Here is a 25,911-nt window from a genome sequence, read left to right as displayed (position 1 = left end):
GCTTGAACCGTCCTGACGCGCCCTCTGCGCCCCGATTCACACGGCGAATGCCACTTTACCGCAAGGATGCCAACCGCTTGGTGTGGCCGCAAACACTCGGCGAGTGTTCGCGCTTTTAATAGATGAGACGAAGCTGGACATAAGCGGTGCGCGGCGCGCCGACCATGCGGCCGGCGTTGCCGTCGACGTTGCGAGTGTAGTAGCGCTTGTCGGCGATGTTGTTGACGCCGGCTGCGACTTCGTAGGCGCGCTGTTTCCACGAGACGTTGGCATTCCACAGGCGGAAGCCGGGGATCTGGCCGGCCGCGCCGTTGGCCGACTCCGCCACCGTGTTGGCGGTGTCGGAATACTGCTTGGTCTGGTGGGTGGTGGACAGGTTGCCGGTCCACGCGCCGACGCGGTAGCGCGCGCCGATGGTGTCGGTGGTGCGCGAGTAGAACGGCACGTCCAGCCCCGCCGTCGCGCCCGATTCCTGCAGCGCTTTGGTGTAGGTGTAGTTGGCGTAGACGTTCAGGCCGGCCAGCGCGCTGGCGTCGTCAAACGTGTAGTCGGCCGCCGTTTCAATACCGTCGTGGTTGGTCGCGCCGATGTTCTGGAACGTCGCCGGCGTGATGCCCGGCACTTGCACGATCTGGTTGTCGAACTTGAGCTTGAACAGGGTCGCCTCCGCGCTCACGGCGCCGCTCTTCCAGCGCGCACCCAGTTCGGCGGTCTTGGCCAGTTCCGGCTTCAGCGGGTTGTTGGGCGTTTGCGAATTGAGCTGGGTGTTCTGCACCGGTCCAAACGAAGTGGTGTAATTGGCGAACACTGTCAGCGCCGGATTCAGCAGGTAGGCCACGTTCAGCGACGGCAGCGCCTTGGTGTTGTCGGTTTCAAAGGTCGACTTGGCGGCGAGGTCGTTGCGGGTTGACGAGATCTGCTCATAGCGCACACCCGGCGTGATGCGCCACTGGCCCAGTGCGATGCGGTCGTCGATGTAGGCGGCGTGCGCGTCGGTGCTGTTGACGAAGGTGCCGATCGCGCCATTCGCGCCGGTCGCCACGGTTTGCAGGTAGCTGTTGTCGTCGCCGCGTTCGCGCAGGTAGCGGTAGCCGACGGTCACGTCATGCACCATGCCGCTGGCGTTGAAGCGCTGCGTGTAGCGCGGTTCGATGCCCAGCACTTCGTAGTTACGCGGCTGCCAGGTGATCTGGGTCTTGGCCGCGTTGATCAGCGCGCTCTGGCGGAAGCTTTCGTTGTAGTACGCCTTGATCTCGAATTCCTGCGTGGTCGAGATGGTATTGAGGTAGCCGACGTCGACGCCGTGGCGGTCGCCGCTCCAGAAATCGGTCGGACGGGTATTCTGGAACGGGTCAGCCTTGTATTGCGCCACGGTCAGGCCGCCCGGCGTGCGCGACAGTACGTCGTAATAGGAGACCTTGCCGTACACCTCGCTATGATTGTCCAGCGGATAGCGGAACTTGATGGCGACGTCGTTGACGCGCTCGTCGCTGCCCTGGCGCCATTCCGATCCTTCCATGCCCGAATACATCAGCGCCACGCCAAGGCCGTTGCTGGCGGTGCCGCCGACAAACGCGCTGTACTGGCGGTTGCCGTCGCCTTCGCTGAAGTGGTTGTAGCGCACGCTGGCGTCGCCGCTGATGCCCTCGCCTTCCGGGATCGAACGGCTGCGGAAGTTGATGATGCCGCCGACGTTCTGCGGGCCGTAGCGCACCGCGCCGCCACCGCGCACGACGTCGATCGATTCGATATTGTTCAGGCTCACCGGCGCGAACGACAGCTGCGGCTGGCCATATGGCGCCACCGCCAGCGGAATACCGTCCAGCAGCACGGTCGAGCGCGGCGAGTAACGGCCGGTCAGGCCGCGAATGCCGATGTTGAGCGAGATGGCGCTACCGGCCGTGCCCGAGTTGTCGGTCGATTGCACGCCGGGGATGCGGCGCAGCACGTCGCCGATGTTGACGGCGCCGGTCTCGTCGATCTCTTCCTTGTTGACCAGGGTACGCGCGCCGGCGAAGTTCTTGACACTATTCTGCAGGCCGGAACCTAGCCAGCTGCCCGACACTTGAATCGTTTCCATTGGCGCGTCATCGGTTTGCTGGGCGTGCAGCGCGAGCGGCGTCGTCAACAGGGCTACCGCGGCGGCCAGCGCGGTCAATTTAAATGGCGCAACGTTCAAGGACAATTCAGGCATGTGAAGAATAGTTGTTATTGAAAAACAGCCTGAATGATAACAGTTCTCATTATCGATTACTAGCATTTCGCTGCTTCGTTTATAATTGTCCAATGCTCTATTCCGCCAAACGCCAAGTGCTGCATATCTGGATCGCCATGCTGGCCGTCCTGTTTGCCGCGCTTGCGCCGACGGTGTCGCATGCGCTGGCCTCGACCACTACGGCGGCGCTGGCGGAAATGTGTACGGTGGACAGTGGCGCCAAGAAGGCGCCGACCAATATCATGCATGGCATGGAGCACTGCGCTTACTGTGCCATGCAGGCGTCGACACCGGCGCCGCCGCCGTCGCCCGTCAATGGGTTCGCCATCATCGGCGGCCATGATGTATATCCGCCGCTGTTCTATACCGCGCCGCAGCCGCTGCAAACGTGGCGCGCCGCCAGTCCGCGCGGGCCGCCCGCCATTTCCTGATCGTTAGCCTATGTTTCCGCTGTCCTTAGTGTGTTGACAAGGATGGCGGCCATCTGTCCGCATCATCAGGAATACCATGCATACCAATCTGTCTCCATTGGCGCTGGCGCTGCTTGCCGCCTTTGCCACGCACGTCCACGCGGACGAAGACGTCCCGCTGCATCAACTGGGCACGGTCACCGTTACCGGCAACCGCCCCACTTCGCTGCCGACGCAGATCCCGACCACCATCGAGGGAATCACCAAAGAAGAAATCGAACGCGATATCAACGCCACCGATGCCGAGGACGCGCTCAAATACCTGCCCAGCCTTCTGGTGCGCAAGCGCTACATTGGCGATTACAACCATGCGGTGCTGTCGACGCGCGCCTCCGGCACCGGCAACAGCGCGCGCTCGATGGTGTACGCGGACGGCATCCTGCTGTCCAATTACCTCGGCAACGGCGCCACCTTCGCGCCACGCTGGGGCATGGTCAGCCCGGAGGAAATCGAACGGGTCGATGTGCTGTATGGCCCTTTCTCCGCCGCGTATGGTGGCAATTCGGTCGGTGCGGTGGTCGATTACGTCACACGCATGCCAACCAGGTTTGAAGCGCACGCCAAGCTGACGCTGACACATCAGCCGTTTAAACTCTACGGCACCAACGATAGCTACGACGGCAAGCAAGGCAGCTTTGAGCTGGGCGACCGTCAAGGCGCGTGGTCGTGGTGGCTGGCGTTGAGCCGCACCGACAGCGAAGGCCAGCCGCTGACCTTCCCTACCCGCTCGGCCAACACACCGCTCAGCAGCGCCGGCACGCCGGTCACCGGTGCCGTGGCGGGACTGGATCGCACCAACAATCCCTGGTATTTGCTCGGCACTGCCACGCAATACCACACGGTGCAGGATCAGTTGAAGGCCAAGCTGGCTTACGATTTTTCGCCGACCATGCGCGCCACCTACACCTTCGGCTTGTGGCGCAATGATTCCGAAGGCCGTCCGAGCACGTATCTGCGCGATGCGGCCGGCCAGCCGGTCTACACCGGCACGGTCAATGTGAACGGTCACGCCTACACACTGGCGCCGACCGATTTCAATCTGTCCAACGAAGACCTGCAGCACTTCATGCATGGTCTGACGGTAAAGACCAATACCAAGGGCGTTTTCGACTGGGAAGTCGCCGCCAGCCTGTATGACTACAATAAGGATCAATTGCGCGCGGCCACCACGGTCGCCATGCCGGCCGCGCTGTCCGGCGGCGCGGGTCGGCTGGTGAATCAGGGCGGCACCGGCTGGAATACCTTTGCAGCCAAAGGCGTATGGCGTCCCAACGCCGAACATGTGGCGGAATTCGGCTATCAGCGTGAGGCCTACAAGTTAAGCAGCACCGAAACGCCTACCACGGAATGGATCGACGGCGCAGCCAGCGGCAATCCTACTTCGCGCTTCGGCGGCAAGTCGGAAATCAACAGCCTGTATGCGCAGAATACGTGGAAGTTCGCGCCGCAGTGGAAGACGGTGCTGGGTGCCCGCTTCGAGCGCTGGCATGCACATGATGGCGTGATCGCAAATGCCACCAAGGCGGCATCGTACGCGGAGCGCACCGAAAATTATGTCTCGCCGAAAGCCGCGTTGGCATATCAGGCCAGCGAGGACTGGGTCTTGAAGGCGTCGCTGGGCCGCGCGGTGCGCATGCCGACGGTGTCCGAGCTGTATCAAGGCGGCGTCAATGCCGCCGGCCAGTTGACCAACAACGATCCGAATCTCAAGCCCGAGAAGTCGTGGACCACGGAGCTGAGTGGTGAGCGCAAGCTGACCAACGGTTATCTGCGCCTGACCGCATTCGGCGAACGCACCGCCGATGCGCTGTACTCGCAGACCAATGTGCTGGTCACGCCGATGGTCACGAATATCCAGAACGTGGATCTGATCCGCACCAAGGGACTGGAGGTGTCGTACGGCGCCAATGACGTGCTGCTGCGCGGCCTCGATGTGAGTTCCAGCCTGACGTGGACCGATTCGAAGATCATCCGCAACGACAAGGCGCCGAGCAGCATCGGTAAATGGCAACCGCGCATTCCCGAGTGGCGCGCGACCGGCGTGGCCTCTTACGCCGTCAACGATCAGCTGTCGATGACGCTGGCTGGGCGTTACAGCGGCAAGCAGTATTCAACGCTGGATAATTCGGATGTCAACGGCTTCGCCTATCAGGGCTCCAGCAAATACTTCACCGCCGATGCGCGTGTGCGCTATCGCTTTAACGCGCAGTGGTGTATGGCGCTCGGGATCGACAACCTGAATAACTACCAGTACTGGAACTTCCACCCTTATCCGCAACGTACTTACGTCGCTGAGCTGAAGTTCGATCTCTAACCCTCGCAGGCGCCACCGGATTTTTCGGTGGTTCCTCGTGCGCATTTAAACATTCATATGATATACTTGTTTACGTCAAAACTTCATTAAGACAGAGATCATCATGCTGAGCACCGAACATAAAGCCATCATCACCGCCACCGTTCCTATTCTGGAAGAAGGCGGCGAAGCCCTGACCCGTCACTTCTATCAATCGCTGTTCCGCGACTACCCGCACGTTAAGCCCATGTTCAATCAGGCCAACCAGCAAGACGGCAACCAGCAGCGCGCGCTGGCCAATGCGGTGCTGATGTATGCGAAGAATATCGAGAAGCTGGAAAAACTCGGGCCGCTGGTCGGTACCATCGTGAACAAGCACGTGTCGCTGCAAATCCAGCCGGAGCACTATCCCATCGTCGGCGCCGCGCTGCTGAAGGCGATCCGCGAAGTGCTGGGTGACCAGGTGGCGACGGATGCGGTGATTGAAGCCTGGGGCGCGGCCTACGGCCAGTTGGCGGATATCCTGATCGGCGCCGAGGAAAACGTCTACAGGGAAAACGAGCAGGCCGAAGGCGGTTGGCGCGGTGCGCGCGCCTTCAAGGTGACTGCCAAGACGGTGGAAAGCGATGAGATTACCTCCTTCGTGTTGACGCCTGCGGATGGCGGCAAGGTGGTGGCGCACAAGCCTGGCCAGTACATCGGCGTGCTGGTGACGGTGAATGGCGCGGAGCAGCGTCGCCAGTATTCGCTGTCCGCGACTGCCAATGGCGAGAGCTATCGCATCAGCGTGAAGCGCGAGCCGGGTGGCGTGGTATCCAACTTCCTGCATGATGGCGTGCAGGTTGGCGACAGCATCGACCTGTTCCCGCCGTCGGGCGACTTTGTGATGGCCGACAGCGACAAGCCGCTGGTGCTGATTAGCGGTGGTGTCGGCATCACGCCAACGCTGGCGATGCTGACGGCGGCGCTGACCACCGATCGCCCGGTGCACTTCATTCACGCGGCGCGGCACGCCGGCGTGCACGCCTTCCGCGATCATATCGACGCGCTGGCCGCCCAGCATCCGCAGTTGCAGCGCTTTTACTGCTACGAGTTGGCCGATGCCGGTGCGGTGCAGCCGCATGCCACCGGCTATATCAATCCGCAGCAGCTGGCCGCGTGGCTGCCGGAGACGCGCGATGTGGATGCCTACTTCCTCGGCCCGACGCCGTTCATGAAAGCGATCAAGTCGCATCTGGCGGAACTGGGCGTGCCGGCGTCGCAGACGCATTACGAGTTCTTTGGTCCGGCGGAAGCTTTGGCTTGATGCGCTTTTCAACTATGTAAAGCCGGATTTCTTCGTGTACCTGCTTAGGTGTGGATGTAATACTTTACACATCCTCGCCTAACCTTGGGAAAACATGAAGCGCAGAACCCTGTTGAAGCTGGCGGCCGGCAGTGCCGCCTTGTCTGGTTTGTCTCCTGTATCGCTGGTGGTTGCCGCTCCGCTGAAGGAGCTGCGGCTGGACTACGCCTACTACTCCCCTGTCAGTCTGGTGCTGCGGCGCTTTGGCTGGCTGGAGGAAGAATTCAAGGCGGACGGCGTGCAGGTGCGCTGGGTGCTGAGCGCGGGCAGCAATCGCGCGCTGGAGTATCTGAACGCGAACAGCATCGATATCGGCTCGTCTGCGGGCCTGGCGGCGTTGCTGGCCAAGGCGAATGGCAATCCGATCAAGACGCCGTACATTTTCTCCCGTCCGGAGTGGACGGCGCTGGTGGTGCGCAAGGATTCGCCGATTCGTTCGGTGGCGGATTTGAAGGGCAAGAAGGTTGCGGCCACCAAGGGTACCGACCCGTATCTGTTCCTGCTGCGGTCTTTGCAGACTGCAGGCTTGAAACGCAGCGATATCGAGCATGTGAGCTTGCAGCATGCGGATGGCCGTGCGGCGCTGGAGCAAGGTAAGGTGGATGCGTGGGCGGGACTTGATCCGCACATGGCGGCCAGCGAACTGGAAGCCGGCTCCAAGCTGATTTACCGGAATGTGGCGTTTAATACCTACGGTTTTTTGAATGTGCGCGAGGAGTTCCTGGCGACGCGGCCGGCGGAAGTTGCGCGCGTGATCAAGGCGTATGAACGCGCACGCGCCTGGGTCATCGCCAATCCGAGCGAGGCGGCCAAGATTTTGTCTGAAGAGGCCAAGGTGACGTTGCCGGTGGCGCTGTTGCAGGTGAAGCTGCGTAGTGATTTCAGCAATCCGCAGCCGGGCAGCGAGCATGTGAAGGCCTTGCAGGTGGCCGCGCCGATCCTCAAGGCCGAGGCGCTGGTCAAGAGCGATACGGACTTGAACCGCGCCATCGCGGAACTGGTCGATACCCGCTTCGCACAGCCTTACATCACGAAAGCATAGGAGCAGTCAGTATGAGCGCCCAACTGGCCGCATCGCCCACAGACGCCGCCACCGCGCACCAGGACGCAACACGCGACGCCACGCCTGCGCGCGACCGCGGCTCGGCGGCGGCAGGATTCGCGGCGGCAGCCGATGCAGGCGCCGTTGCCGTTGCGTCACCCGACGCAACCTCCGGCGTCGGCGTCGGCGTCGGCGTCGGTGCGCATGGTGCGCGTGGTGCGCGTGGTGCGGCCGGTGGGCGTTGGCGGCGGGTTGTGCTTGGTTTGCTTCTGCCGGTGTCCGTGCTGGTGGCGGTCGAGCTGGCGGTGCGTGGCGGACTGATTCCGGCCAATATGCTGCCTGCGCCATCGCGGATTCTGGATACATTGCGTGACCTTGGCGCGCAAGGTTTGGCAGGACACATCGTCGCCAGCACGCTGCGCGTGATCGCCGGCTTCACGGCAGGCGCCGTGCTGGCAGTGCTGCTGGGCGCCGCCGTAGGCCTGAGCCGCCACGCCGAAGCGCTCCTCGACCCAAGCTTCCAGGCCCTGCGCGCGATTCCGTCGCTGGCCTGGGTGCCATTGCTGCTGCTCTGGCTCGGCATCGACGAAGCACCGAAAATCGTCCTGATCGCCATCGGCGCCTTCTTCCCCGTCAACATGGGCGTGGCCTCCGGCATCCGCGGCGTAGACCGCAAACTGATTGAAGTCGCGCGTCTGTACCGATTGTCCAACGTCGCGCTAACGCGGCGCGTGCTACTGCCCGCCGCCCTGCCGGCCATCCTCACCGGCTTGCGCAACGGTCTCAGTCTGGCGTGGATGTTCATGGTCGCCGCAGAACTGATCGCCGCCAGCAAAGGTCTCGGCTACCTGCTCTCCGACGGGCGCGAGACCAGCCGCGCCGATATCGTCCTCGCGGCCATCTTCCTGCTGGCCATCCTCGGCAAAATCAGCGACAGCCTGATGGCCGCCATCGAAAAACGCAGCCTTGCATGGCGCGACAGCTACGCATGACCATCGCTCTCGACATCCACATCGCCGAAAAGCGCTACAGCACGCGCACCGTGCTGCGCGACGTCCGCCTGCAGCTACAAGCAGGAGAAGTGGTCAGCCTGATCGGCGCCAGTGGCTGCGGCAAAAGCAGCCTGCTATCGATCGCCTCCGGCCTCGATCGGGATTTCAACGGCGAGATCAAACTCGATGGCAACGCGCTGCACGGCGTCAGCCGCGACATCGGCTTCATCTTCCAGGAACCACGCCTGTTCCCATGGCTGACCGTGTCCCAAAACGTCGCCTTCGACAGCAACAATGCGCTGTCCTCGCAACGGCTGGTCACGCGCCTGCTGGCGGAAGTCGGCCTGCAAGACCATGCGGAAGCGCTGCCGAAACAGCTGTCTGGCGGCCAGGCCCAACGCGCCGCCATCGCGCGCGGCCTGTTCACCCAGCCGCGCGTGCTGCTGCTGGACGAACCCTTCTCCGCCGTTGACGCTTTCACCCGCATGAAACTGCAAGACCTGCTGTTGAAGGTCGCCGACCAGCACAAACTTACCGTGCTACTGGTCACGCACGACATCGACGAAGCGCTCTACCTGAGCGACCGCGTGGTCCTGCTGGACGGCGGCCTGACCGAGTTCCATCCCGGTCCCGCACCGCGCAAGCGCGGCGACGCCGATGCCGCCCACCTGAAGGCCGCCATTCTCGACAGCCTTCACGTCTGACGCATCAGAACTTGGCGCGCACGCCAAACACCACATTACGGCCTGGCAGCGGCGCGATATCCTTCAGCACCGAGGTCGAAACGCGGATCTCGTCGTTGGTCAGGTTCTTCGCCAGAAGGAACCAGGTCAGGTCGGCGCCATCTACTTTTTGCGTGTACGAGAGATTGGCGTTCAACTGGTTGTAGCTTGGCGTATCGCTGGTTTCGAACGATGCCAAACGGTCCTGCGATTGCGCATGCACCAGCGACAGGCCGGCGCGCCAGGCGCCCATCTTGTACGCGGTGCTGACGCCGATACGATTCGCCGGTTGCAGCGGCAGGCTGCCACCGCGTTTCAGTTTGCCGCGCGAGGTGTCGGCGAACACGCGGCCGGACCAGCCGGCGCCGGTCGGGTTGTATTCCAGTTCTGCTTCCGCGCCCTGGATGGTGGCGTCGGCCTGTTCGAAGATGCGCTCGCGCAGTTCGTCGCCTGGATTGCCGTCTTCGTCCAGCAGGTTGCCAGTGATGTGGCCGTAGATGAAGTCACTGACCTTGTTGCGGAAGACGTTGGCCTTCCAGCGCACCAGGCCCGTGGTCTTCTGCACATTCAGTTCGATATTGCGCGAGGTCTCCTTCTTGAAATCGGCGTCGCCGATATCGAAGGTGACGGTGGCATCGTGCGGGCCACTGGAATACAGTTCCTCGGTAGATGGCGCGCGCTGTGCGTACGACAGCGTGGCGCCGATCGCGTAACCCGGCACGAACGGCCACAGGCCGCCCACCGACGCCGATTGCAGGTTGAACGAGCGCTCCACGCCCGTCACCGGCTCACGCTTGACGCGCTCCACGCGGCCGCCGGCGTTGAACTTGACCGGGCCGAAATCCGTTTCCTCAACCACGAAGACGGCGTTGGAGGTCGAATGCGTGACCGGCACGGTATCCGGGCCGCCTTCCGCGCTCAATGCCGAGAAGTTGGTGTTCTCGGTTTGCAGGCCAAACGTGCCATGCCAGCCAGCGACCGGTTTGTGCGTCAGTTCCACGCGGGTTTCGGTCGCACGGTTCTTGAACAGCACTTCCGGCGCACCGTCTTCGCCGATTTCGGCGTGTTTGTAGTCGGTGTAGCCGGCCTTGAACTTGAAGGTCTCGAAGCCTTCAAACGGCGCTTTTACCAGGCTATCGATGTCGTAGCGGGTCTGCTTCTGGTCGATCTTCGAGCCCTCGTCGCTCGGGATGCCGTACACATTCGACAGGCGCGATGCCGACACGCCGACAAAGCCCCAGCTATCCACCCACGAACCGCCAATGCCCCCGGTGCGTGCACGCGTGTCCGAATGCGGCAGATGGCCGGACGCCGAATCAGGATCGCCCTGCACGCGGTTACCCGGGATTTTGTAGTCGTCGGCATTGCGGAAGTTACCGTCGATATGCCATGCCATCTTGTCGACCGAACCGTCGATGGTGCCGGACAGATTGCGGCCGCTATCGACCGTGCTGCCGCGCGCTTCCAGCTGGCCGGTGAGCTTGGGCTCCAGCGCAGTCGGGATGCGTTCGTTGACGACGTTGACCAGGCCACCGATGGCGCCCGAGCCGTACAGCAGCGCCGCCGGGCCGCGCAGGATTTCGATCTGCTGCGCCACCGCGCCTTCCGCCGCCACCGCGTGGTCGTTGGACAGGCCGGAGACGTCGGAGACGGCCATGCCGTTTTCCAGCATCTTGACGCGCGCACCTTCCAGGCCGCGGATAATCGGACGTGAAGCGCCGGCGCCGAACGCCGACGCCGACACGCCCAGTTCCTGCGACAGCGTTTCGCCCAGCGAGCTGCCGGTCTTGTCGCGCAGTTCGTCGCCGGCCAGCACTTTGGCCGGGGTCAGGATCTGGTCACTGGCGGCATTGCTGAACGGTGATGCGGTAACCATCACCTGCGGAACGGCGGCCTGGCCGAAAGCCAGCGTGGAATAGGCAGACAGGATCGCGCCGGCCAGCAGCGTGCGTTGAATCTTCATGGTAAAACCTCTAGCGATGTAATTGACGGTCGCGCGCAACGTACCCTTGCGGGCCGCAGCGGCGCAAAAAACTCAAAATGTAAAAACGGATTTTGGGTGTCAGGCCAGAGGTGGTGCGCGGGACTGGAAGACGCAGGTGGTACGTTCGCACGCCGGCAGCGTGGTCGGCACGGTGACCGGGCCGGTGCTGAGGGTGGAAATGGCCAGTGTCAGCGGCGAACTGGTGATGGCAACCGACATCTGCGCCACCGACACGCATTCCGCGCAGACCTTGTGGACGGCGACGCGTTTGCGGTGTTCGGCGTGGTCCTCGTCGCTCAGCTGGACGTTCTGCTGCTCAATGCCATCCCAGTGCGAATAGATGTGCGTTACCCCGACCTGTTGCGTAAGCAGCAGCAGGAGCGCGAGGAACAGATGAACAAACGGGCGGCGGGACTTCATGGCCGGTATTCTAACCGCAATACGCGCCGTGTTACCATAGCAGGATGCACACAGATATCGCCGAATCACAAATCCGCGCTACCGGCGCCCGCGTCACCCGCCAGCGCGTCCTGGTCCTGGACTTTTTACTGGGCCAGAAAAAATCGCTGACCCATCACGAGATTCAAGCCCACCTGGCCAAGACCACGCGTGAGGAACTCGACTCGGTTACGCTGTACCGCGTGCTGGAATGGCTGACCGAAAATGAGCTGATCCACCGCATCGCCGGCGCCGATCAGGTATGGCGCTTCAGCGCCGGCGCCGGCCAGCACGCGCACGAGCATGCGCACTTCCAGTGCACCAAGTGCGAACAGGTCACCTGCTTCACCGACGTGGCGCTGCCGCGCAAGATCAAGTTGCCGGACGGCTTCCAGACCCAGGAAGTCGACTTCCTCATCAAGGGCACCTGCGCCAGCTGCAACCGCAAGAAATAATTTAACGCCAAACTAACGCAACCCTGTTGCGTTAACGATTGAATCCGCTTAATATGCAACTCGATTGCATTTATTAAGTGAGATTCAGCATGCCTGTTCCAGACCCACGCCTCCCCGTCACCGTGCTTTCCGGCTTCCTCGGCGCCGGCAAGACCACCCTGCTCAACCACATCCTGGCCAACCGCGATGGCCTGCGCGTGGCCGTCATCGTCAACGACATGAGCGAGGTGAATATCGACGCCAGCCTGCTGCGCGACGGTAGCGCCAATGCCGGCGCCGAACTGTCGCGCACCGAAGAGAAAATGGTCGAGATGAGCAACGGCTGCATCTGCTGCACGCTGCGCGAAGACCTGCTGCTGGAAGTGCGCAAGCTAGCCGCCGAGGGCCGCTTCGACTATCTGCTGATCGAATCGACCGGCGTGGGCGAGCCGATGCCGGTGGCGGCCACCTTCGATTTCGAGGATGAAGATGGCCATTCCCTCAACCAGGTGGCGCGCATCGACACCATGGTGACTGTAGTCGACGCCCTCAACCTGCTGGCCGATTACAACAGCACCGATTTCCTGGCGCAGCGCGGCGAAACCGCCGGTGAAGGCGACGACCGCTCGCTGGCCGGCCTGCTGTCCGAGCAGATCGAGTTTGCCGATGTGGTGGTGGTCAGCAAAACCGACCTGGTCTCGCTGGAGCATCTGGGCGAGGTCCGCGCCGTGATCAAGGCGCTCAATCCTGGCGCGACGATTACTTATGCAGAACGCGGCCGCGTGCCGCTGCATAAAATTCTGGGCACCGGCAAGTTCGATCTGGAGAAAGCCAGCGAAATGGCCGGCTGGGCGCGTGAACTGGCTGGCGAGCACACGCCGGAAACCGAGGAGTACGGCATCTCCAGCTTTGTGCTGCGCGAGCCACGCGCATTGCATCCGCAGCGCTTCAACCGTTTTCTCGACCAGGCTTTCCACGGCCTGATACGGGCCAAGGGTTATCTGTGGCTGGCCACGCGGCCGGAATGGGCGGTGACCTATTCGCGCGCTGGCAAGATCGCGTCGGTGGAACCGGTGGGCCGCTGGGCCGAGCCGTATGACGACCGCTTTAACGAAGTGGTGTTCATCGGCCAGAAGCTCGACCGCGCCGCGATTGAGGAAGCGTTCTCCTACTGCGTGCTGACGGATGCGGAAGCCGCCGCCGGCGAAGCGGTCTGGCAGCACTATCCGGATCCGTTCCCGCAATGGTTTATCGAGTGATGCTATGATGCGCCTCCATGAAAAAGACCATCGCCACTCTTATCAGCGCGCTAATGCTTGCAGCCTGCGCGCAGCTGCCGATTCAGCAACCTGAAACTATCTCCAGCCTGCGCTTCATCGGCGAACAGCGCCTGCCTTACCGCATGCAGTACGAAGGCACGATGGTGGGCGGCCTGTCCGGCATCGACTACGATGCCGCCAATGACGAATGGTTGATGATCAGCGACGACCGTTCGCAGCACAATCCGGCGCGCTACTACCGCGCCAAGCTGGCGTTCGACGAACACGCGTTCAAATCAGCGCAGCTGACCGGCGTATCGCTTCTGTTGCAGCCGGACGGCAGCGTCTATCCATCCAAGGAAGCCTACAAGGCAGGCGTCGGCGTGGTGCCGGACCTGGAAACCATGCGCGTCGATCCGCAGGACGGCAGCATCTGGTACGCCAGCGAAGGTGACGTCAAGCTGGGCCTCGATCCGTTTGTGCGTCATGCGCGCCGCGATGGTAGTTTTATCTCCGAACTGCCGCTGCCGCCGCTGTTTACGGTATCCAAGGAGCGCAAGGTCGGCCCGCGCGACAATCAGGCGTTTGAAGGCTTGAGCTTTGCGCCGGACGGCCGCACGCTGTGGGTGTCGCTGGAAGGCCCGATGTACCAGGATGGTCCGGCGCCTGACCCGATGCACGGCGCGGTCAACCGCATCACCCACTTTACCCGTGACGGCAAGGTACTGGGCCAGTATGCCTATCCGCTCGACGCGATTCCGGCCACGCCCGGCAAGGGCAAGGAAGCCGATAACGGCATCTCGGAGATGCTGGCCCTGAGCGATACCCGCATGCTGACGCTGGAACGCTCGGGCGTGCAGGCCGACGACAACAGCTACAAGACCTATGTGCGCATCTACGAAATCGATACCACCGGCGCCACCGACATCCAGCACCTGCCGACGCTACCAGGCGCAACGTTCACGCAAGTGAAGAAGCGCCTGGTGCTGGACCTGGCCAGCGTCGGCCTGCCGATCATCGATAACCTGGAAGGGATTTCGTTCGGCCCGCGCCTAGCCAACGGCCACGCCAGCCTGGTGCTGATCTCGGACGATAACTTCAGCAAGACCCAGGTGACCCAGTTCCTGCTGTTCGAGGTTATCCCCTAACGCGGAAATGACCGGCGGCGCCAGGCAGTTGTCGCAGCGGCAGCAGTGCTCGAAGCCCGGCACCGGATCGCCAAAGTAATCCAGCAGAAGCTTCCAGCGGCAAAAGCCGCTTTGCGCGTAGCCGATCATGCGTTCCAGCTTTTCGCGGTCCAGCTCATGCTTCTCGTCGGGCGCCTTGCTCTTCATGAGGAAGAACTTCTGTAGCCGCGTATCGTCGTGGTAGTACAGCAGCGTGCATTCGGCATCCTCGCCATCGCGGCCGGCGCGGCCGGATTCCTGATAATAGGCTTCCAGGTTGCCCGGCACTTGCAAATGGATGACGAAGCGGGTGTCGGTTTTGTCGATGCCCATGCCGAAGGCGTTGGTCGCCACCATCACGCGCCGCTCGCCGTTCATGAACAGGTTCTGGTTCTCGCTACGCTCCGCCGCTTTCAGACGGCCGTGATAGAGCGTGACGCTTTCGCCGGCGTCCAGCAGCAGCCGGTAGGTCTCGTTCACCGCCTTGACCGTGGCGGCGTAGATGATGCCGACGCCCGGCGTCTCGCGCACCAGGTCCAGCAGCATCTGGTTCTTTTCCTCCGGATTGGTCACCTGGCGCACGCGATATTGCAGGTTGGGCCGGTAAATTCCGGTATTCACCACGCGCATGCGCGGTCGGCCAAGCTGGCTGCGGATGTCGGCGATGACGTCATCGGTGGCGGTGGCGGTCAGGGCCAGTACCTGCGGCTTGCCCAGCGCTTCCAGCGCGGCGCCGATTTCCATGAACGCCGGCCTGAAATCGTGGCCCCATTGTGAAATGCAGTGCGCCTCGTCGATGACGACCAGCGCGATTTTCTTCTGCTTCAGCAGTTCCTGGAACTCGGCCGTGGCCAGCCGCTCGGGGGTGCAGAACACCACGTCCTTGCCGGCCTTTTCGATGCTCTCCAGCGCCTCCAGCTCGTCGGCGCGGGACAGGCTGCTGTTGACCTGCGTGGCGCTGGCGATGCCGGTCTCCTCCAGCCGCTCGGCCTGGTCCTTCATCAGCGAGATCAGCGGCGACACCACCAGCGTCATGCCATCCATCAGCCGCGCCGGTAGCTGGTAACACAGCGATTTTCCGCTGCCGGTGGGCATCACGGCCAGCGTGTCGCGGCCGGCCAGCACGCTGTCGATCACGCGGCGCTGGCCATCGCGCAGCGCCTCCATACCGAATACCTTGTGCAGCAGCCGGTCTATCTTCTTGTCGAGTGGTGTAGTCATGCACTCAGCGTATTAAAAAACATATCGCCGGTATGTACGCCGCCACACTATACTACTGGTTTTAGCGGCTATCCCAAAAAACGATGGACCCGAGACGAGAGCATGTACGGCGTTTGCTACAGGTAGACGCCTATCTCAGTGACATGCAAGGAAAACACGCACAACCGACGCAGATCATCGATATCTCGCGCATGGGCGTAGCATTTGTCAGCGACCACGCCATGCCGACTGATGAACAATTGCTACTGAATTTCTGCTTTCCCGGCAGCGCGATCCGCAACGAGATCACGCTGACCGTCGTCAATAGCAGCGCCGTAGGCTCCCACGGCCGCTTCCGCAACGGAGCCCGTTTCATTGCAATTTCCGAAGCCTGCGCCGACCGCATTGTCGATTACGTCACCACCGCCCCGGCCTGATCACCAGCCGATGTCCTTCAGCAGCGGATAAGTCAGGTCGAACGGCGGCTTGACTTCATGCCGCAGGTCGGCATTGATGGCCGGCTCCATCAGCTGGTTGGGCGTGGCGCTGGTATCGCAGTGCGACACCGACGAACCCGGCTGATTGGGCCGTGGCGCATACATCAGCACCCTCCCCAGCGGATCGGTGCCGGCCCGTATGCCCAGATTGACGCCGAGGTTGGCGTACATGCCGGAATGCGTGCGGGTGCGCCTGGCGATAGCCTGCTTCAGCGCCTGCCCGTCTTCCAGCGTAATGCGCACCACCGGGATCACAATGCCCGGATCGCTGCCGCCAATACCAGGCGGCGGCGCCCCGGCCACATTGTCGACCACGATCGTGCCGACGGCGCCCGCCTCCTGCACATTGCGAATCTTGACCACGAAAGTACACGTGCCCCGGTCGATCATCGCGATCTTGCCCCGCACCGCGCGCGTGTTGAGGTCCGACAGCGGCACGCACGCCAGGCCCAGATCCGGTGGCGTATCCACCACCGGCATCACCTCGCCGGTCACGCCGGGGCTACTCAACGGCGGCCCGAAGGCGGCAGTGCCTACCTGGTAGATGCCCGCCACTTCCGGTGGCGTCAACACGGTCAGGATCGGCGTACCAGCCTGCAAGACAACCTGCGCGGCATTGGTGACCTGCACGCCATTCCACACCAGCTTGCCAGACTTGATGGCCGACGCCACCCGTTCGGCGTTGTTCATATCCGTCCAAACTTTGCCGGTGGTCGTATCCAGCAGGAAGTAATCCCAGATGCTGGGAATGCCGGCCAGCAGCTCGCCGGTTTCGTCATCGGTGTAGGTCTGGAAGCCGAGGCCGTGCGCAAACTCGTGCAGCAGCACCGTCACCAGGTCGGTATTCGATCCATGGTTGTTGTCCAGCCCGAGATAGAACGGCGAACCGGTGAAGCAGCCGGGCTGCCCCAGGTTGACGTTGAAACGGGCGCGGATATCCGGCGTGTCCGGGTCGGCGTCGAAGCCGATCAATTTGTTGGTCTCGGCCTTGCCGAACCAGGCGTTGGCTTGCGGCGCGCCGGGGAAGTCGGAAAACACTTCCAGCGCGCCGGCGCTGCCCAGTACGGCGGCAGTGTCGGTGCACGGCAGCGCTTCCCAGGTGGCCAGCACGCGGATGGGGACGTTGCTATCCAGCGTTTCGCCCCATTTGCTGGCGGCGGCCTGGAACGCGTTCAAACGTTGCGCACCCAGCGTAATGCCGGTGTTGCCGCCCACCGGCGTCACCGGCGTCGGATCGTTGAAGCCGACGCCAGCGGGGTCGCCATTGACGATGGTGATGGTGGCGGCGGCCCAGCTGTTGGAGCACAGCAGCAGCGCCAGCAAGATGGTCAGCAGCATGTTCATTTTTGCTCTCCCGGCGCCGGCTCGCAGGATTGGGTGACGCTGCCATCAGCCGCCTTGCGGGCGACGGCGAAGCGGTCGTGGCGCTCGTCCAGCATCAGGCGCACGCCGCCGTGCTGCGCGCGCGCCACTTGCGGCGGCGCCTGCTTGGCCAGCGGGGCCGCCACGCGCAGCGCCGAAGTCAGCAAGGCGGCCTGTTCTGGATTTGGGCTGGTCAACTTGCCGGTGACCGGGTCTTTATAGGCCATGAACCCACCACCGGACGGGGCTGGCTGCGTGGCCGGCTGAGCTATGACCTGCACGTGCGGAAACCGCATCACGCCGTCTTGATCCGGCGAGGCCGCATGCGCCGCCAGCGTCAGGCTGGCCATGCCGCCGGCGAACAGCCAACGGCGGCACCAGCGCTGGCGGAAACGTAAGGCCATCGCGCCCAGGCACATCAGCGCCACGGTCGACGGTTCGGGAATGGCGTTGATGCTGACGCTGTCGAGGCCGATGTAGTTGCCGTTGAGACTGGTATCGTCGACCACGTAGCGGAAGCCGAAGCGGCCGCTGGCCGGCCCGGTCAGGCCGTCGACCAGCACGGCGCGTTGTCGCCAGCCGGTATCGAGATCCGCCTCAAACGCCGTCAGCAAAGAGAAACTGTTGCTGACGTCGGTGCTGGCGCCGCTGGTGCTGAAGTAGACTTCCACCCGGTCCAGCGCGCCCTCGCCCAGCAGACGCAGCGAGAAGTTCAGCGACTCGCCATTGTAGAGATTGACTTCCGGCGTCAGCAACCAGTTGCTGACTGCGCCGCCGAATGCGGCATTGTTGAAGTTAGCCGCGATGTAGGAATCGGCGGGCCCGGCGGCGGCCGGGAAGAATCCCGGATTGCCCTGGAACCAGCTGGTGCTGCCGGGCGGCGCACTGTTATTGATCAGCACCCAGCCGTTGGCGGGCAGCGCGCGGATGTCATCAAAGCCCTCGGACAGCAAGGGCACGGCAACGGCGGAGCAACTGGCGGCGGCCACCAGCAGCCCCACCAGATGGTTGATCGGCTTCATAGCACCTCCCGGGTAGGGTTATACGGCTCAACTTGCTGTGGTTTAGACCACAGGCCGCATGTCCAGGTTCCCGATGAGATGAAAATTTATTTACAATTACCAGCCCCAGCCGGAAGCGTAGTGGCGGGTTTGAAATGGCAGGATATCGCCCATGAACGGCATGATGTCGCAACTGGCGTTCCAGGCCCGTGCACGCGGATCGTGGCAAGCGGAATCCTCAGCCGGGGAGTTGGGTTTATACGGTTCTACCGCCGTAATCAGATCCAGTTTACGTTGCTTCGGCAGCACGTTGAATCGTGCCAAGCAATCGATCAGATAGCCAACATCGTTTCGAAATGGACCGGCTATCTGTCCCAAATCCGGTATCAAGTCGTAATACCAGACAGATTTCGCAATAAAAATAATATGCTCGCGATCGACACAATTTAAACCGTATTCAGCGAGTTCATTCAACATCTTCACTGCCGGAATCATGACCTGCCCTCCTTTGCCATTGCAACTTTATGTAGGCAATCGTGCCCGCCAGATTTCTGCCTACATAATATTGGGAAGCCTCGGTTGCCAACCGTTCGAACTCACTCCAACTGGCGGATGGTTCTTGAAGCAAGGTCAAAATGTCTTCAAGGTCCATCGGAGCCAGGCGGCCTAGCTTGGATATGGCCAAATCTACAGCGCTAGGCAGCCAAACTGTCAATGCTGAACGGCTATTGTCACAGCGCTCCAACTGAACGGCCCGATCTTGATAATCCACATGGAGCGGGCCAAGTGTGGTGCTGAATCGGGCATCAAAATGAAGAAGCGACGGGCCTGACGTTGGGCTAACGAAATCAACTGGTGGCAACTCATTAAGTACCAGCACAACGTCCTCGCGATGGATTAAATTATAGTCAAACTCCGCGTCAACATCTGTGCTGACACGATTCCGTGCGTACATGTGCACGCCACAACCGCCGAAAAGATAAGCGCGCACAGCCCCGTCTGGTAAGCCTCGTCCGATCAGCCGGTCGTTCAACTCCTCAAACAATCGCAGTATCGCTTCAGTGAATGATTGCATGCATCCTCCCGCCACGGCTGGGCGTGAGAGAGGATTGTCGGCCGGTGGCGCACCGGTGTTCTGATCCGGCGCAGAAGTGGCGTCAGGCCAGCGTGGTATCGATGCGCAGGCCCGCTTTCAACGTCAGCGTGACCGGCGTCTTCTCGGCGATTTCCGCCATGCGGGCTTGCTGTGCGGTGTCGATGTCGCCGCTGATGGTCAGCGTGCGGCGCACAAGCAGGCTGCCGTCTTCCGCATGGATCAGCTGCAGCGCGACGTCGACCGCCGTCACCGGCCACTGCTTGCGGTCGGCGTACATGCGTAGCGTGATGGTGGTGCAGGCGCCGAGGCTGGCCAGCAGGTAATCATATGGCGCCGGACCGGCGTCCTGGCCGCCATTGCGGGCCGGTTCGTCGGCTGTCAGCGCGTGTCCGCTGACCTCGATTTGGGTGGTGTAATGGTCCTTGCCGATGGAAGCTGTGCCGCGTGCCATACCCTATTTCCTCTCAATGTTAAGCCAAGGTAAAGAAGCGTAAATGCCGCTAATTCACGAATATGCAACTGGTATAATGGCAACTCTACCGTATAGAGACGTTGTGCCGTCCAGATTATGCAAAAGATCCTGCTTACCTGCTGCCTGACCGGCAGCGCGATTCTGCCAGCTTACGCCCAAACCGCCACTCCCGAAACGCCAGCCACCAAGCCAGCCAAGCCGACCACCGCCATCCTTCCTGCGCCCGCCAAGGCCAAGGAAGTGTTGCCGGAAGTGACCGTTTCCGCTGAGCGCCCGACCAACCGCATCGACCGCCAGGTCTACGATGTCAAGTCCGATATCTCCAGCACCAATGGCACCGCCGCCGATGCACTCAACAACGTGCCATCGGTCAACGTCGATCCCGACGGCACCGTCACGCTGCGGGGCAGCACCAACGTGCAGATCATGGTGGACGGCAAGCCATCGGCCATGCTGCAAGGCGATAACCGCGGCCCGGCACTGCAGGCGATGGCGGCCGACGACATCGAGTCGGTCGAGGTGATCAACAATCCCGGCGCGCAGTTCGGCAACGAAGCCGGCGGCGGTCCGATCCTGAATCTGGTGATGCGCCGCAACCGCAAGCCGGGCGGCATGGCCACCGTCAACGGTAACGCCGGCACGGCCGGCCGCTACAACAGCGCCGTCAACGGCAGCTACAACGAAGGCCCGTGGGGCTTCCAGGGCAGCGCCAACGTGCGCCATGACGGCCGCAACTCCACCGCCGACGTGGTGCGCGACACGCTGGACACCGGCACCGGCCAGTTCGTCCACAACAACCAGACCTCGGTCGGCCGTGGTCTGAACGACATGGCCGGCTTGAACGGCACCGTCAGCTACAACCTGAACCAGACCGACACCCTGACCGGCAGCGCCTCGTACAACAAGCGCACCAACGACCAGCAGTCCAGCGACCATTACGTCAATGGCGCCACCAGCCTGATTCCGGCGGCCGACTACGTGCGCAGCACCTCCCGCACCGGCGACAGCAACAACTTCGGCTGGGGCGCGCGCTACGACCACAAGGGCGACCTGCCGAACGAAACGCTGAAAATCGACCTGCGCGTGTCGGCTTCGGAAAACGACAACGTCAACAACTACGCCAACGCCTACGCCACGCCGGGATGGATCGACACCCGCGCCAATCAGCGCAACCACAATGACACCCGCATCGTCGACTTCACCGGCGATTACGAGCGTCCACTGTGGGGCGGCACCGCCAAGACCGGCTACAAGATCGCCACCAACGACAACAACGTCAACACGCTGTACACCGACATCAATCCGATCAGCGGCGCGGCCACCGTCAACAACGGCCGCACCAATGCCTATGAGCTGGATGAAACCGTGTATGCGCTGTACGGCACCTACCAGATGCGCCTGAACGACCGCTGGGGTGCGCTGGCCGGCCTGCGCGCCGAGTATACCGACATGGACATCAACCAGATCACCGGCAGTGTCGAGGCGAAGAACCACTACATCAACTACATCCCGAGCGCCTACGCCACTTACAAGGTCACGGACAACGCCAACCTGCGCTTCGCCTATGCGCGCCGGATTCGTCGCCCCAACGCCAATGACCTCAATCCGTATGTGACCTACCGCGATGAGTTCAACGTCTTCTCGGGCAACCCGAACCTGAAGCCGACCAAGACCGATTCCTTCGAAGTGGGTTACGAGACCAAGATCGCCGGCCTGGAAACCAATCTGCGCGGCTACTACCGCAAGGACACCGACTCCATCGTCGACTACCGCTACTTCGTCGCGCCGAACGTGCTGCTGACCACCCGCGCCAACGGCGAAGGCAGTCATTCGAGCGGCCTGGAATTCACCGTGAGCGGCAAGCTGACGCCATCGCTGACGCTGAACACCAGCGGCAACCTGGCGCGCTCGCAGCAAAGCTTCTACGACGACAGCGGCAATCTGATCACGCGCACCGCCAACTCGCTGAGCGGCCGCGCGCGACTGAACTACTCGTACGACGCCGCCAATCAGATTCAGATGGCGTTGCAAATGATGGGCAAGACCTTGTCCGGCCAAGGCTACCGTTCGGCCAACCACACCTTCAACATGAGCTGGCGCCACACGGTTACGCCGCAACTGACGCTGGTAGCCAACGTGACGGACCTGTTCAACACCAACAAGATGCAGACCATCATCGACAGCGACACGCTGCGCGAAACCAGCACCCGCCGCTTCGACGGCCGCGTGTTCTATGTCGGCCTGTCGTACCGCTTCGGCGGCACCGCATCGAGCGGTGAGCATCGCGAGGAAGGCTGGGGCCCGCGTCCCGGCGGCCCGGGCGGTCCTGGCCCTGGCGCCGGCGGCCCGCCACCCGGCGCGTAACCCAAAACAAAAGGGTCAGACCCCGTACGGGGTCTGACCCTGGCCGCAGCGGTGTGCGGGTGACAGCGGTGCCGCGAGGATTACTTGATCACTGCCAGCTTCTGGCGGTGCCCGCCTTTGAAGGTGTAGATGGTCAGCAGGCCATCCTGCACGTCGCCGTTGGCGTCGAACGAGATATTCCCCAGCAAGCCTTTATGCTTCAGCTTTGCCAGTTGCGGCAGGTATTTGGCCGGATCGGGCGAACCGGCTTTCTGCATCGCTTCCACCATCATCATCAGCGCATCGTAGGCATACGGTGCGTAAGTCTGCACTTCGATACCATAGCGCTTTTTGTAGGCAACGCGGAAGTCTTCCATGCCTTTTTCCTGCGCCGGCTCGACGCCGCCCGCTTCGGCGCAGATCACCTGGCCGTCGCTCATGCCGTCACCGGTCAGGCGCGGTACCGAGTCCGAACACATGCCGTCGCCGCCCATGAACTTGACCGGGAAGCCCAGTTGCTTCATCTGGCGCAGCATCGGCGCGGCCACCGCGTCCATACCGCCGAAGAAGACCATATCCGGCTTGGTGGCCTTGATGGCGGTCAGGATCGCCATCAGGTCAGTCGCCTTGTCGTTGGTGTACTGGGTCGAAACGATGGTTGTGCCGGTGGCGGCGCCAGTGCGTTTGACGGTCTTGCTGAATTCATCAGCCAGGCCTTTGCCGTAGGACGTACGATCATCCACCACGGCGATGCGCTTGACCTTCATGGTCTGCATCGCGTAACGCGCCAGCGCAGGGCCGAGCTGCTCGTCGTTGGCGATATTGCGGAAGGTAGTGTTATAACGCTGGTGCGTGTACTGCGGCGCGCTGGCCGACGGCGTAATCTGCGGAATGCCGGCGTCATAATACAGGCGCGAGGCCGGAATCGTGGTGCCGGAGGTCTCGTGACCGATCACGCCCAGCACCTTGGCATCCACCAGTTTCTGCGCCACGGTGGTGGCTTGTTTCGGATCGCCGGCGTCGTCTTCGGCCTGCAACACGATCTTGTATTTTTTGCCACCAATGACCAGCCCCTTGGCATTCAACTCATCGACCGCCATGCGCGCGCCGTTTTCATTGTCCTTGCCCAGGTGTGCGATCGGGCCGGAAGTGGCGGCCACGTGGCCGATCTTGATGGTGTCTTCCGCTTGCACGGAGGCGGCACCCGCAGCGCCGATAAAGGCCAGCGCCAGTGCGCGGCATACTGTTTTTGTTGTGAACTGCATAAAGTCCTCGTAGGTTAACAGCGTTAGAATACCAGACACCGGCAGACGTTTGCCAATTCCCCCTTGCACAAAGGGCAGATTACAGTAAGATAACTGCCCATGGCCTTCCTGCTCTTTCAGCTCAATAGTCTGCGCAGCAGGTTGATTCTCCTGGTGCTGCTGGCGATCGCACCCAGCGCGATCATGACCGTGATTAACGGTGTGCGCGAACGCGCCCACGCCGTCGAGGTGGCCGAGGACAACCTCCAGCGGCTGACCAATCTGGCGGCCGCCAACGAGGCCCAGTCCATCGCCGGCGCGCGCCAGATACTGCGCGATCTGGCCAGCATTCCCGACCTGATGGGCGACCAGGCGCAATGCAGCCGGCTGCTGGCCAACATCCAGCGCCAGAATCCCGATTACGTCAATTTCGGCCTGATCCAGTTGAACGGCGATGTCACCTGCAACGCCGTGCCCTCCACCAACCTGGTCAACCTGGCCGACCGCTCGCATTTCCGCCGCGCCGTGCATCTGAAGCGTTTTGTCGCCGGCGGCTACATCTTCGGCCGCGTGATCCAGAAGCATACCGTCAACCTGACTTATCCGGTGCTGAACGACGACGACAAGGTCAAGGCGGTTGTCTTCGCCGCGCTCGACCTGACCAAACTGGATCGCTTCGTGGCCGACATCCAGCTGCCGGCCGGCTCGCTGCTGCTGACCGCCGATTCCGAAGGCAAGGTGATCTCGCGCAAGCCCGATCCGGAAGCCTGGTTTGGCAAGCAGGTATCGCCGGAGATGCGCACCGCCATGGCGGCGGAGCCGGGCAAACCTGTGCTGCTGACAGGGCCGGACGGCGTCGAGCGGCTGCACCGCTTCGCGCGCGTCGGCAACAATGGGCTGTCCGACTACACCGTCACCATCGGCATTCCGGTCGACGCCATCACCGCCAATGCGCGCCACGACCAGATGCTGGACTTCCTGGCCCTGTCCGCGACCATCGCCCTGGCTCTGGTGGCGGCGTGGTTCGTCGGCGACGTGCTGGTGCTGCGGCGCGTAAAACGCCTGGCCAGCACCGCCAACAGCATCGCCTCCGGCACGCTGGAAGCACGCAGCGGCATCCGCTACGGCAAGGAGGAAATCAGCGAACTGGCGCGGGCGCTGGACGCCATGGCGGCAGCGCTACAGGAAAAGGAACGCCAGCATCTCAAGGCGCAGACCCAGCTGCGCGAGGCGGACCGCCGCAAGGATGAATTCCTGGCCATGCTGGCGCACGAGTTGCGCAACCCGCTGGCGCCAATCAGTGCCGGCGCGCAGCTGCTGCAAAGCGGCCACGCCACCGACGCCGCCGTACAGCGCACCGCCGGCATCATCGTGCGCCAGGTGCACCACATGACACGCCTGGTGGACGACCTGCTGGATGTATCGCGCGTGACGCGCGGGCTGGTGACCTTGACGCGCGTGCCGCTGGACATATCGACCATCGTCGCCGACGCGATGGAACAGGCGGATCCCCTGTTCAAGGCGCGCCAGCACCGCTTTGAAGTCGCGCTGCCGCCAGCGCCGCTGGTGGTGGTCGGCGATCACAAACGGCTGGTGCAGGTGCTGGTCAATGTGCTCAACAACGCCGCCAAGTACACGCCGGCCGGCGGCGCCATCAAGCTGGCCGTGCGCGCCGATGGCGGCAACGTCCAGCTGACCGTCAGCGACAACGGCATCGGCATGTCGCCCGAGCTGCGCGGCCGTGTGTTTGAATTATTTGCGCAGGCCGACCGCAGCGCCGACCGCTCGCAAGGCGGGTTGGGACTGGGACTGGCGCTGGTCAAGTCGCTGGTGGAGCTGCATGGCGGCTCGGTGTCCGTCGACAGCGGCGGCGAACATCAAGGCAGCACCTTCACCATCACGCTGCCGGGTACCGCCCAGCAGCAGCCGTCCACGCCGGCCGCAAGCCAGGCCGTAAAGCCGGCGCGCAGACTGCGCGTGCTGGTGGTAGACGATAACATCGACGCCGCGCAAACCCTACAACTGCTGCTTGAAGCCGGCGGCCACCAGGTCAGCGTCAGCCACACTGCGCTGGCGGCGCTGGACATGGCCGAAGCCACATCACCGGAATTGTGTCTGCTCGATATCGGCCTGCCCGACATCACCGGCTTCGAACTGGCACGCCGCCTGCGCGCGCTGCCGCAGACCGCGCGCGCCACACTGGTGGCGGTGACGGGCTACGGCCGCCGCGAGGACCGCGCGCAAGCCGATCAAGCCGGCTTCGATCACTACTTTGTCAAACCGGTGGACGTGGATGCGCTGTTGGCGCTGATCGCCCGCCTGCCCTAATCGGAGCT

The 25,911-nt window shown here is 62.6% G+C and carries 22 protein-coding genes; 12 read left to right on the top strand and 10 right to left on the bottom strand.

Annotation, left to right across the window (positions count from 1 at the left end):
• Nucleotides 1-115: 115 nt before the first annotated feature.
• Nucleotides 116-2,194, bottom strand: coding sequence for a TonB-dependent receptor family protein (locus tag HH213_RS24970; protein ID WP_169114051.1), 2,079 nt, complete (start codon nucleotides 2,192-2,194; stop codon nucleotides 116-118).
• A gap of 92 nt (nucleotides 2,195-2,286) precedes the next feature.
• Here HH213_RS24970 and HH213_RS24965 point away from each other — a divergent pair, with 92 nt between their 5' ends.
• The 6 genes from HH213_RS24965 (at nucleotide 2,287) to HH213_RS24940 (ending at nucleotide 9,061) form a co-directional block, all read left to right on the top strand.
• Nucleotides 2,287-2,646, top strand: a complete 360-nt coding sequence (locus HH213_RS24965) for a DUF2946 domain-containing protein (RefSeq protein WP_169114050.1) — start codon at nucleotides 2,287-2,289, stop codon at nucleotides 2,644-2,646.
• A gap of 76 nt (nucleotides 2,647-2,722) precedes the next feature.
• Entirely contained in the window at nucleotides 2,723-4,999 is a 2,277-nt protein-coding gene (locus tag HH213_RS24960; protein WP_169114049.1) for a TonB-dependent receptor, read from the top strand.
• A gap of 103 nt (nucleotides 5,000-5,102) precedes the next feature.
• Nucleotides 5,103-6,284, top strand: a complete 1,182-nt coding sequence (gene hmpA / locus HH213_RS24955; protein WP_169114048.1) for an NO-inducible flavohemoprotein — start codon at nucleotides 5,103-5,105, stop codon at nucleotides 6,282-6,284.
• A 94-nt stretch (nucleotides 6,285-6,378) separates the two neighbouring features.
• Nucleotides 6,379-7,365 carry an aliphatic sulfonate ABC transporter substrate-binding protein gene (locus HH213_RS24950; RefSeq protein WP_169114047.1) on the top strand — a complete coding sequence of 329 codons (987 nt, stop codon included), beginning with the start codon at nucleotides 6,379-6,381 and terminating at the stop codon, nucleotides 7,363-7,365.
• Nucleotides 7,366-7,376: 11 nt separating this feature from the next.
• Nucleotides 7,377-8,357 (top strand): ABC transporter permease, encoded by a 981-nt coding sequence (locus HH213_RS24945; RefSeq protein ID WP_169114046.1) that lies wholly within the window; start codon nucleotides 7,377-7,379, stop codon nucleotides 8,355-8,357.
• Nucleotides 8,354-9,061, top strand: a complete 708-nt coding sequence (locus tag HH213_RS24940) for an ABC transporter ATP-binding protein (RefSeq protein WP_169114045.1) — start codon at nucleotides 8,354-8,356, stop codon at nucleotides 9,059-9,061. Before HH213_RS24945 ends, HH213_RS24940 begins: the two co-directional genes overlap by 4 nt.
• Nucleotides 9,062-9,065: 4 nt before the next feature.
• Here the strand turns inward: HH213_RS24940 and HH213_RS24935 are convergent, their stop codons facing one another.
• Nucleotides 9,066-11,042: a TonB-dependent receptor gene (locus tag HH213_RS24935; protein ID WP_169114044.1), complete on the bottom strand. Its 1,977-nt coding sequence runs from the start codon at nucleotides 11,040-11,042 to the stop codon at nucleotides 9,066-9,068.
• Between the two features lie 99 nt (nucleotides 11,043-11,141).
• Nucleotides 11,142-11,483 carry a hypothetical protein gene (locus HH213_RS24930; RefSeq protein ID WP_169114043.1) on the bottom strand — a complete coding sequence of 114 codons (342 nt, stop codon included), beginning with the start codon at nucleotides 11,481-11,483 and terminating at the stop codon, nucleotides 11,142-11,144.
• 44 nt (nucleotides 11,484-11,527) lie between these two features.
• Here HH213_RS24930 and HH213_RS24925 point away from each other — a divergent pair, with 44 nt between their 5' ends.
• The 3 genes from HH213_RS24925 to HH213_RS24915 all read left to right on the top strand — a co-directional run bounded on the left by HH213_RS24925 (nucleotide 11,528) and on the right by HH213_RS24915 (nucleotide 14,342).
• Nucleotides 11,528-11,956: a Fur family transcriptional regulator gene (locus HH213_RS24925; RefSeq protein ID WP_169114042.1), complete on the top strand. Its 429-nt coding sequence runs from the start codon at nucleotides 11,528-11,530 to the stop codon at nucleotides 11,954-11,956.
• An 89-nt stretch (nucleotides 11,957-12,045) separates the two neighbouring features.
• Entirely contained in the window at nucleotides 12,046-13,194 is a 1,149-nt protein-coding gene (locus HH213_RS24920) for a GTP-binding protein (RefSeq protein WP_169114041.1), read from the top strand.
• Nucleotides 13,195-13,211: 17 nt separating this feature from the next.
• A complete protein-coding gene (locus HH213_RS24915; RefSeq protein ID WP_169114040.1) occupies nucleotides 13,212-14,342 on the top strand; it encodes an esterase-like activity of phytase family protein in 1,131 nt (376 codons plus the stop codon).
• On the opposite strand, the gene HH213_RS24910 is transcribed toward HH213_RS24915, so the two are convergent.
• Nucleotides 14,247-15,581, bottom strand: a complete 1,335-nt coding sequence (locus HH213_RS24910) for a RecQ family ATP-dependent DNA helicase (RefSeq protein WP_169114039.1) — start codon at nucleotides 15,579-15,581, stop codon at nucleotides 14,247-14,249. The two genes, HH213_RS24915 and HH213_RS24910, sit on opposite strands and share 96 nt — an antisense overlap.
• 143 nt (nucleotides 15,582-15,724) lie before the next feature.
• On the opposite strand from HH213_RS24910, the gene HH213_RS24905 reads away from it, so the two are divergent.
• Nucleotides 15,725-15,997: a PilZ domain-containing protein gene (locus HH213_RS24905; RefSeq protein WP_229263145.1), complete on the top strand. Its 273-nt coding sequence runs from the start codon at nucleotides 15,725-15,727 to the stop codon at nucleotides 15,995-15,997.
• Here the strand turns inward: HH213_RS24905 and HH213_RS24900 are convergent, their stop codons facing one another.
• The 5 genes from HH213_RS24900 to HH213_RS24880 form a co-directional block, all read right to left on the bottom strand.
• Nucleotides 15,998-17,401: a PA domain-containing protein gene (locus tag HH213_RS24900; RefSeq protein ID WP_169114038.1), complete on the bottom strand. Its 1,404-nt coding sequence runs from the start codon at nucleotides 17,399-17,401 to the stop codon at nucleotides 15,998-16,000. It lies immediately after the preceding gene.
• Nucleotides 17,398-18,441 carry a choice-of-anchor J family PEP-CTERM protein gene (locus HH213_RS24895; protein ID WP_169114037.1) on the bottom strand — a complete coding sequence of 348 codons (1,044 nt, stop codon included), beginning with the start codon at nucleotides 18,439-18,441 and terminating at the stop codon, nucleotides 17,398-17,400. Before HH213_RS24895 ends, HH213_RS24900 begins: the two co-directional genes overlap by 4 nt.
• A 96-nt stretch (nucleotides 18,442-18,537) precedes the next feature.
• Entirely contained in the window at nucleotides 18,538-18,915 is a 378-nt protein-coding gene (locus HH213_RS24890; protein WP_146235939.1) for a hypothetical protein, read from the bottom strand.
• Nucleotides 18,887-19,495 carry a DUF6036 family nucleotidyltransferase gene (locus HH213_RS24885; protein WP_110847762.1) on the bottom strand — a complete coding sequence of 203 codons (609 nt, stop codon included), beginning with the start codon at nucleotides 19,493-19,495 and terminating at the stop codon, nucleotides 18,887-18,889. The genes HH213_RS24890 and HH213_RS24885 overlap by 29 nt, the downstream gene beginning before the upstream one ends.
• Nucleotides 19,496-19,577: 82 nt before the next feature.
• Nucleotides 19,578-19,967 carry an OsmC family protein gene (locus tag HH213_RS24880; protein WP_169114036.1) on the bottom strand — a complete coding sequence of 130 codons (390 nt, stop codon included), beginning with the start codon at nucleotides 19,965-19,967 and terminating at the stop codon, nucleotides 19,578-19,580.
• Nucleotides 19,968-20,084: 117 nt separating this feature from the next.
• Here HH213_RS24880 and HH213_RS24875 point away from each other — a divergent pair, with 117 nt between their 5' ends.
• Nucleotides 20,085-22,352, top strand: a complete 2,268-nt coding sequence (locus HH213_RS24875) for an outer membrane beta-barrel family protein (RefSeq protein WP_169114035.1) — start codon at nucleotides 20,085-20,087, stop codon at nucleotides 22,350-22,352.
• Between the two features lie 80 nt (nucleotides 22,353-22,432).
• On the opposite strand, the gene HH213_RS24870 is transcribed toward HH213_RS24875, so the two are convergent.
• Nucleotides 22,433-23,596: a branched-chain amino acid ABC transporter substrate-binding protein gene (locus tag HH213_RS24870; protein WP_110847759.1), complete on the bottom strand. Its 1,164-nt coding sequence runs from the start codon at nucleotides 23,594-23,596 to the stop codon at nucleotides 22,433-22,435.
• Between the two features lie 99 nt (nucleotides 23,597-23,695).
• Here HH213_RS24870 and HH213_RS24865 point away from each other — a divergent pair, with 99 nt between their 5' ends.
• On the top strand, nucleotides 23,696-25,903 hold the full coding sequence (locus HH213_RS24865; RefSeq protein WP_169114034.1) for a hybrid sensor histidine kinase/response regulator: 2,208 nt from the start codon (nucleotides 23,696-23,698) through the stop codon (nucleotides 25,901-25,903).
• Nucleotides 25,904-25,911: the final 8 nt, after the last annotated feature.

Origin of the sequence: Duganella dendranthematis, from assembly GCF_012849375.1 — a bacterium.
Lineage (GTDB): Bacteria > Pseudomonadota > Gammaproteobacteria > Burkholderiales > Burkholderiaceae_D > Rugamonas > Rugamonas dendranthematis.
This window is presented reverse-complemented; position numbering and strand designations above follow the sequence as displayed.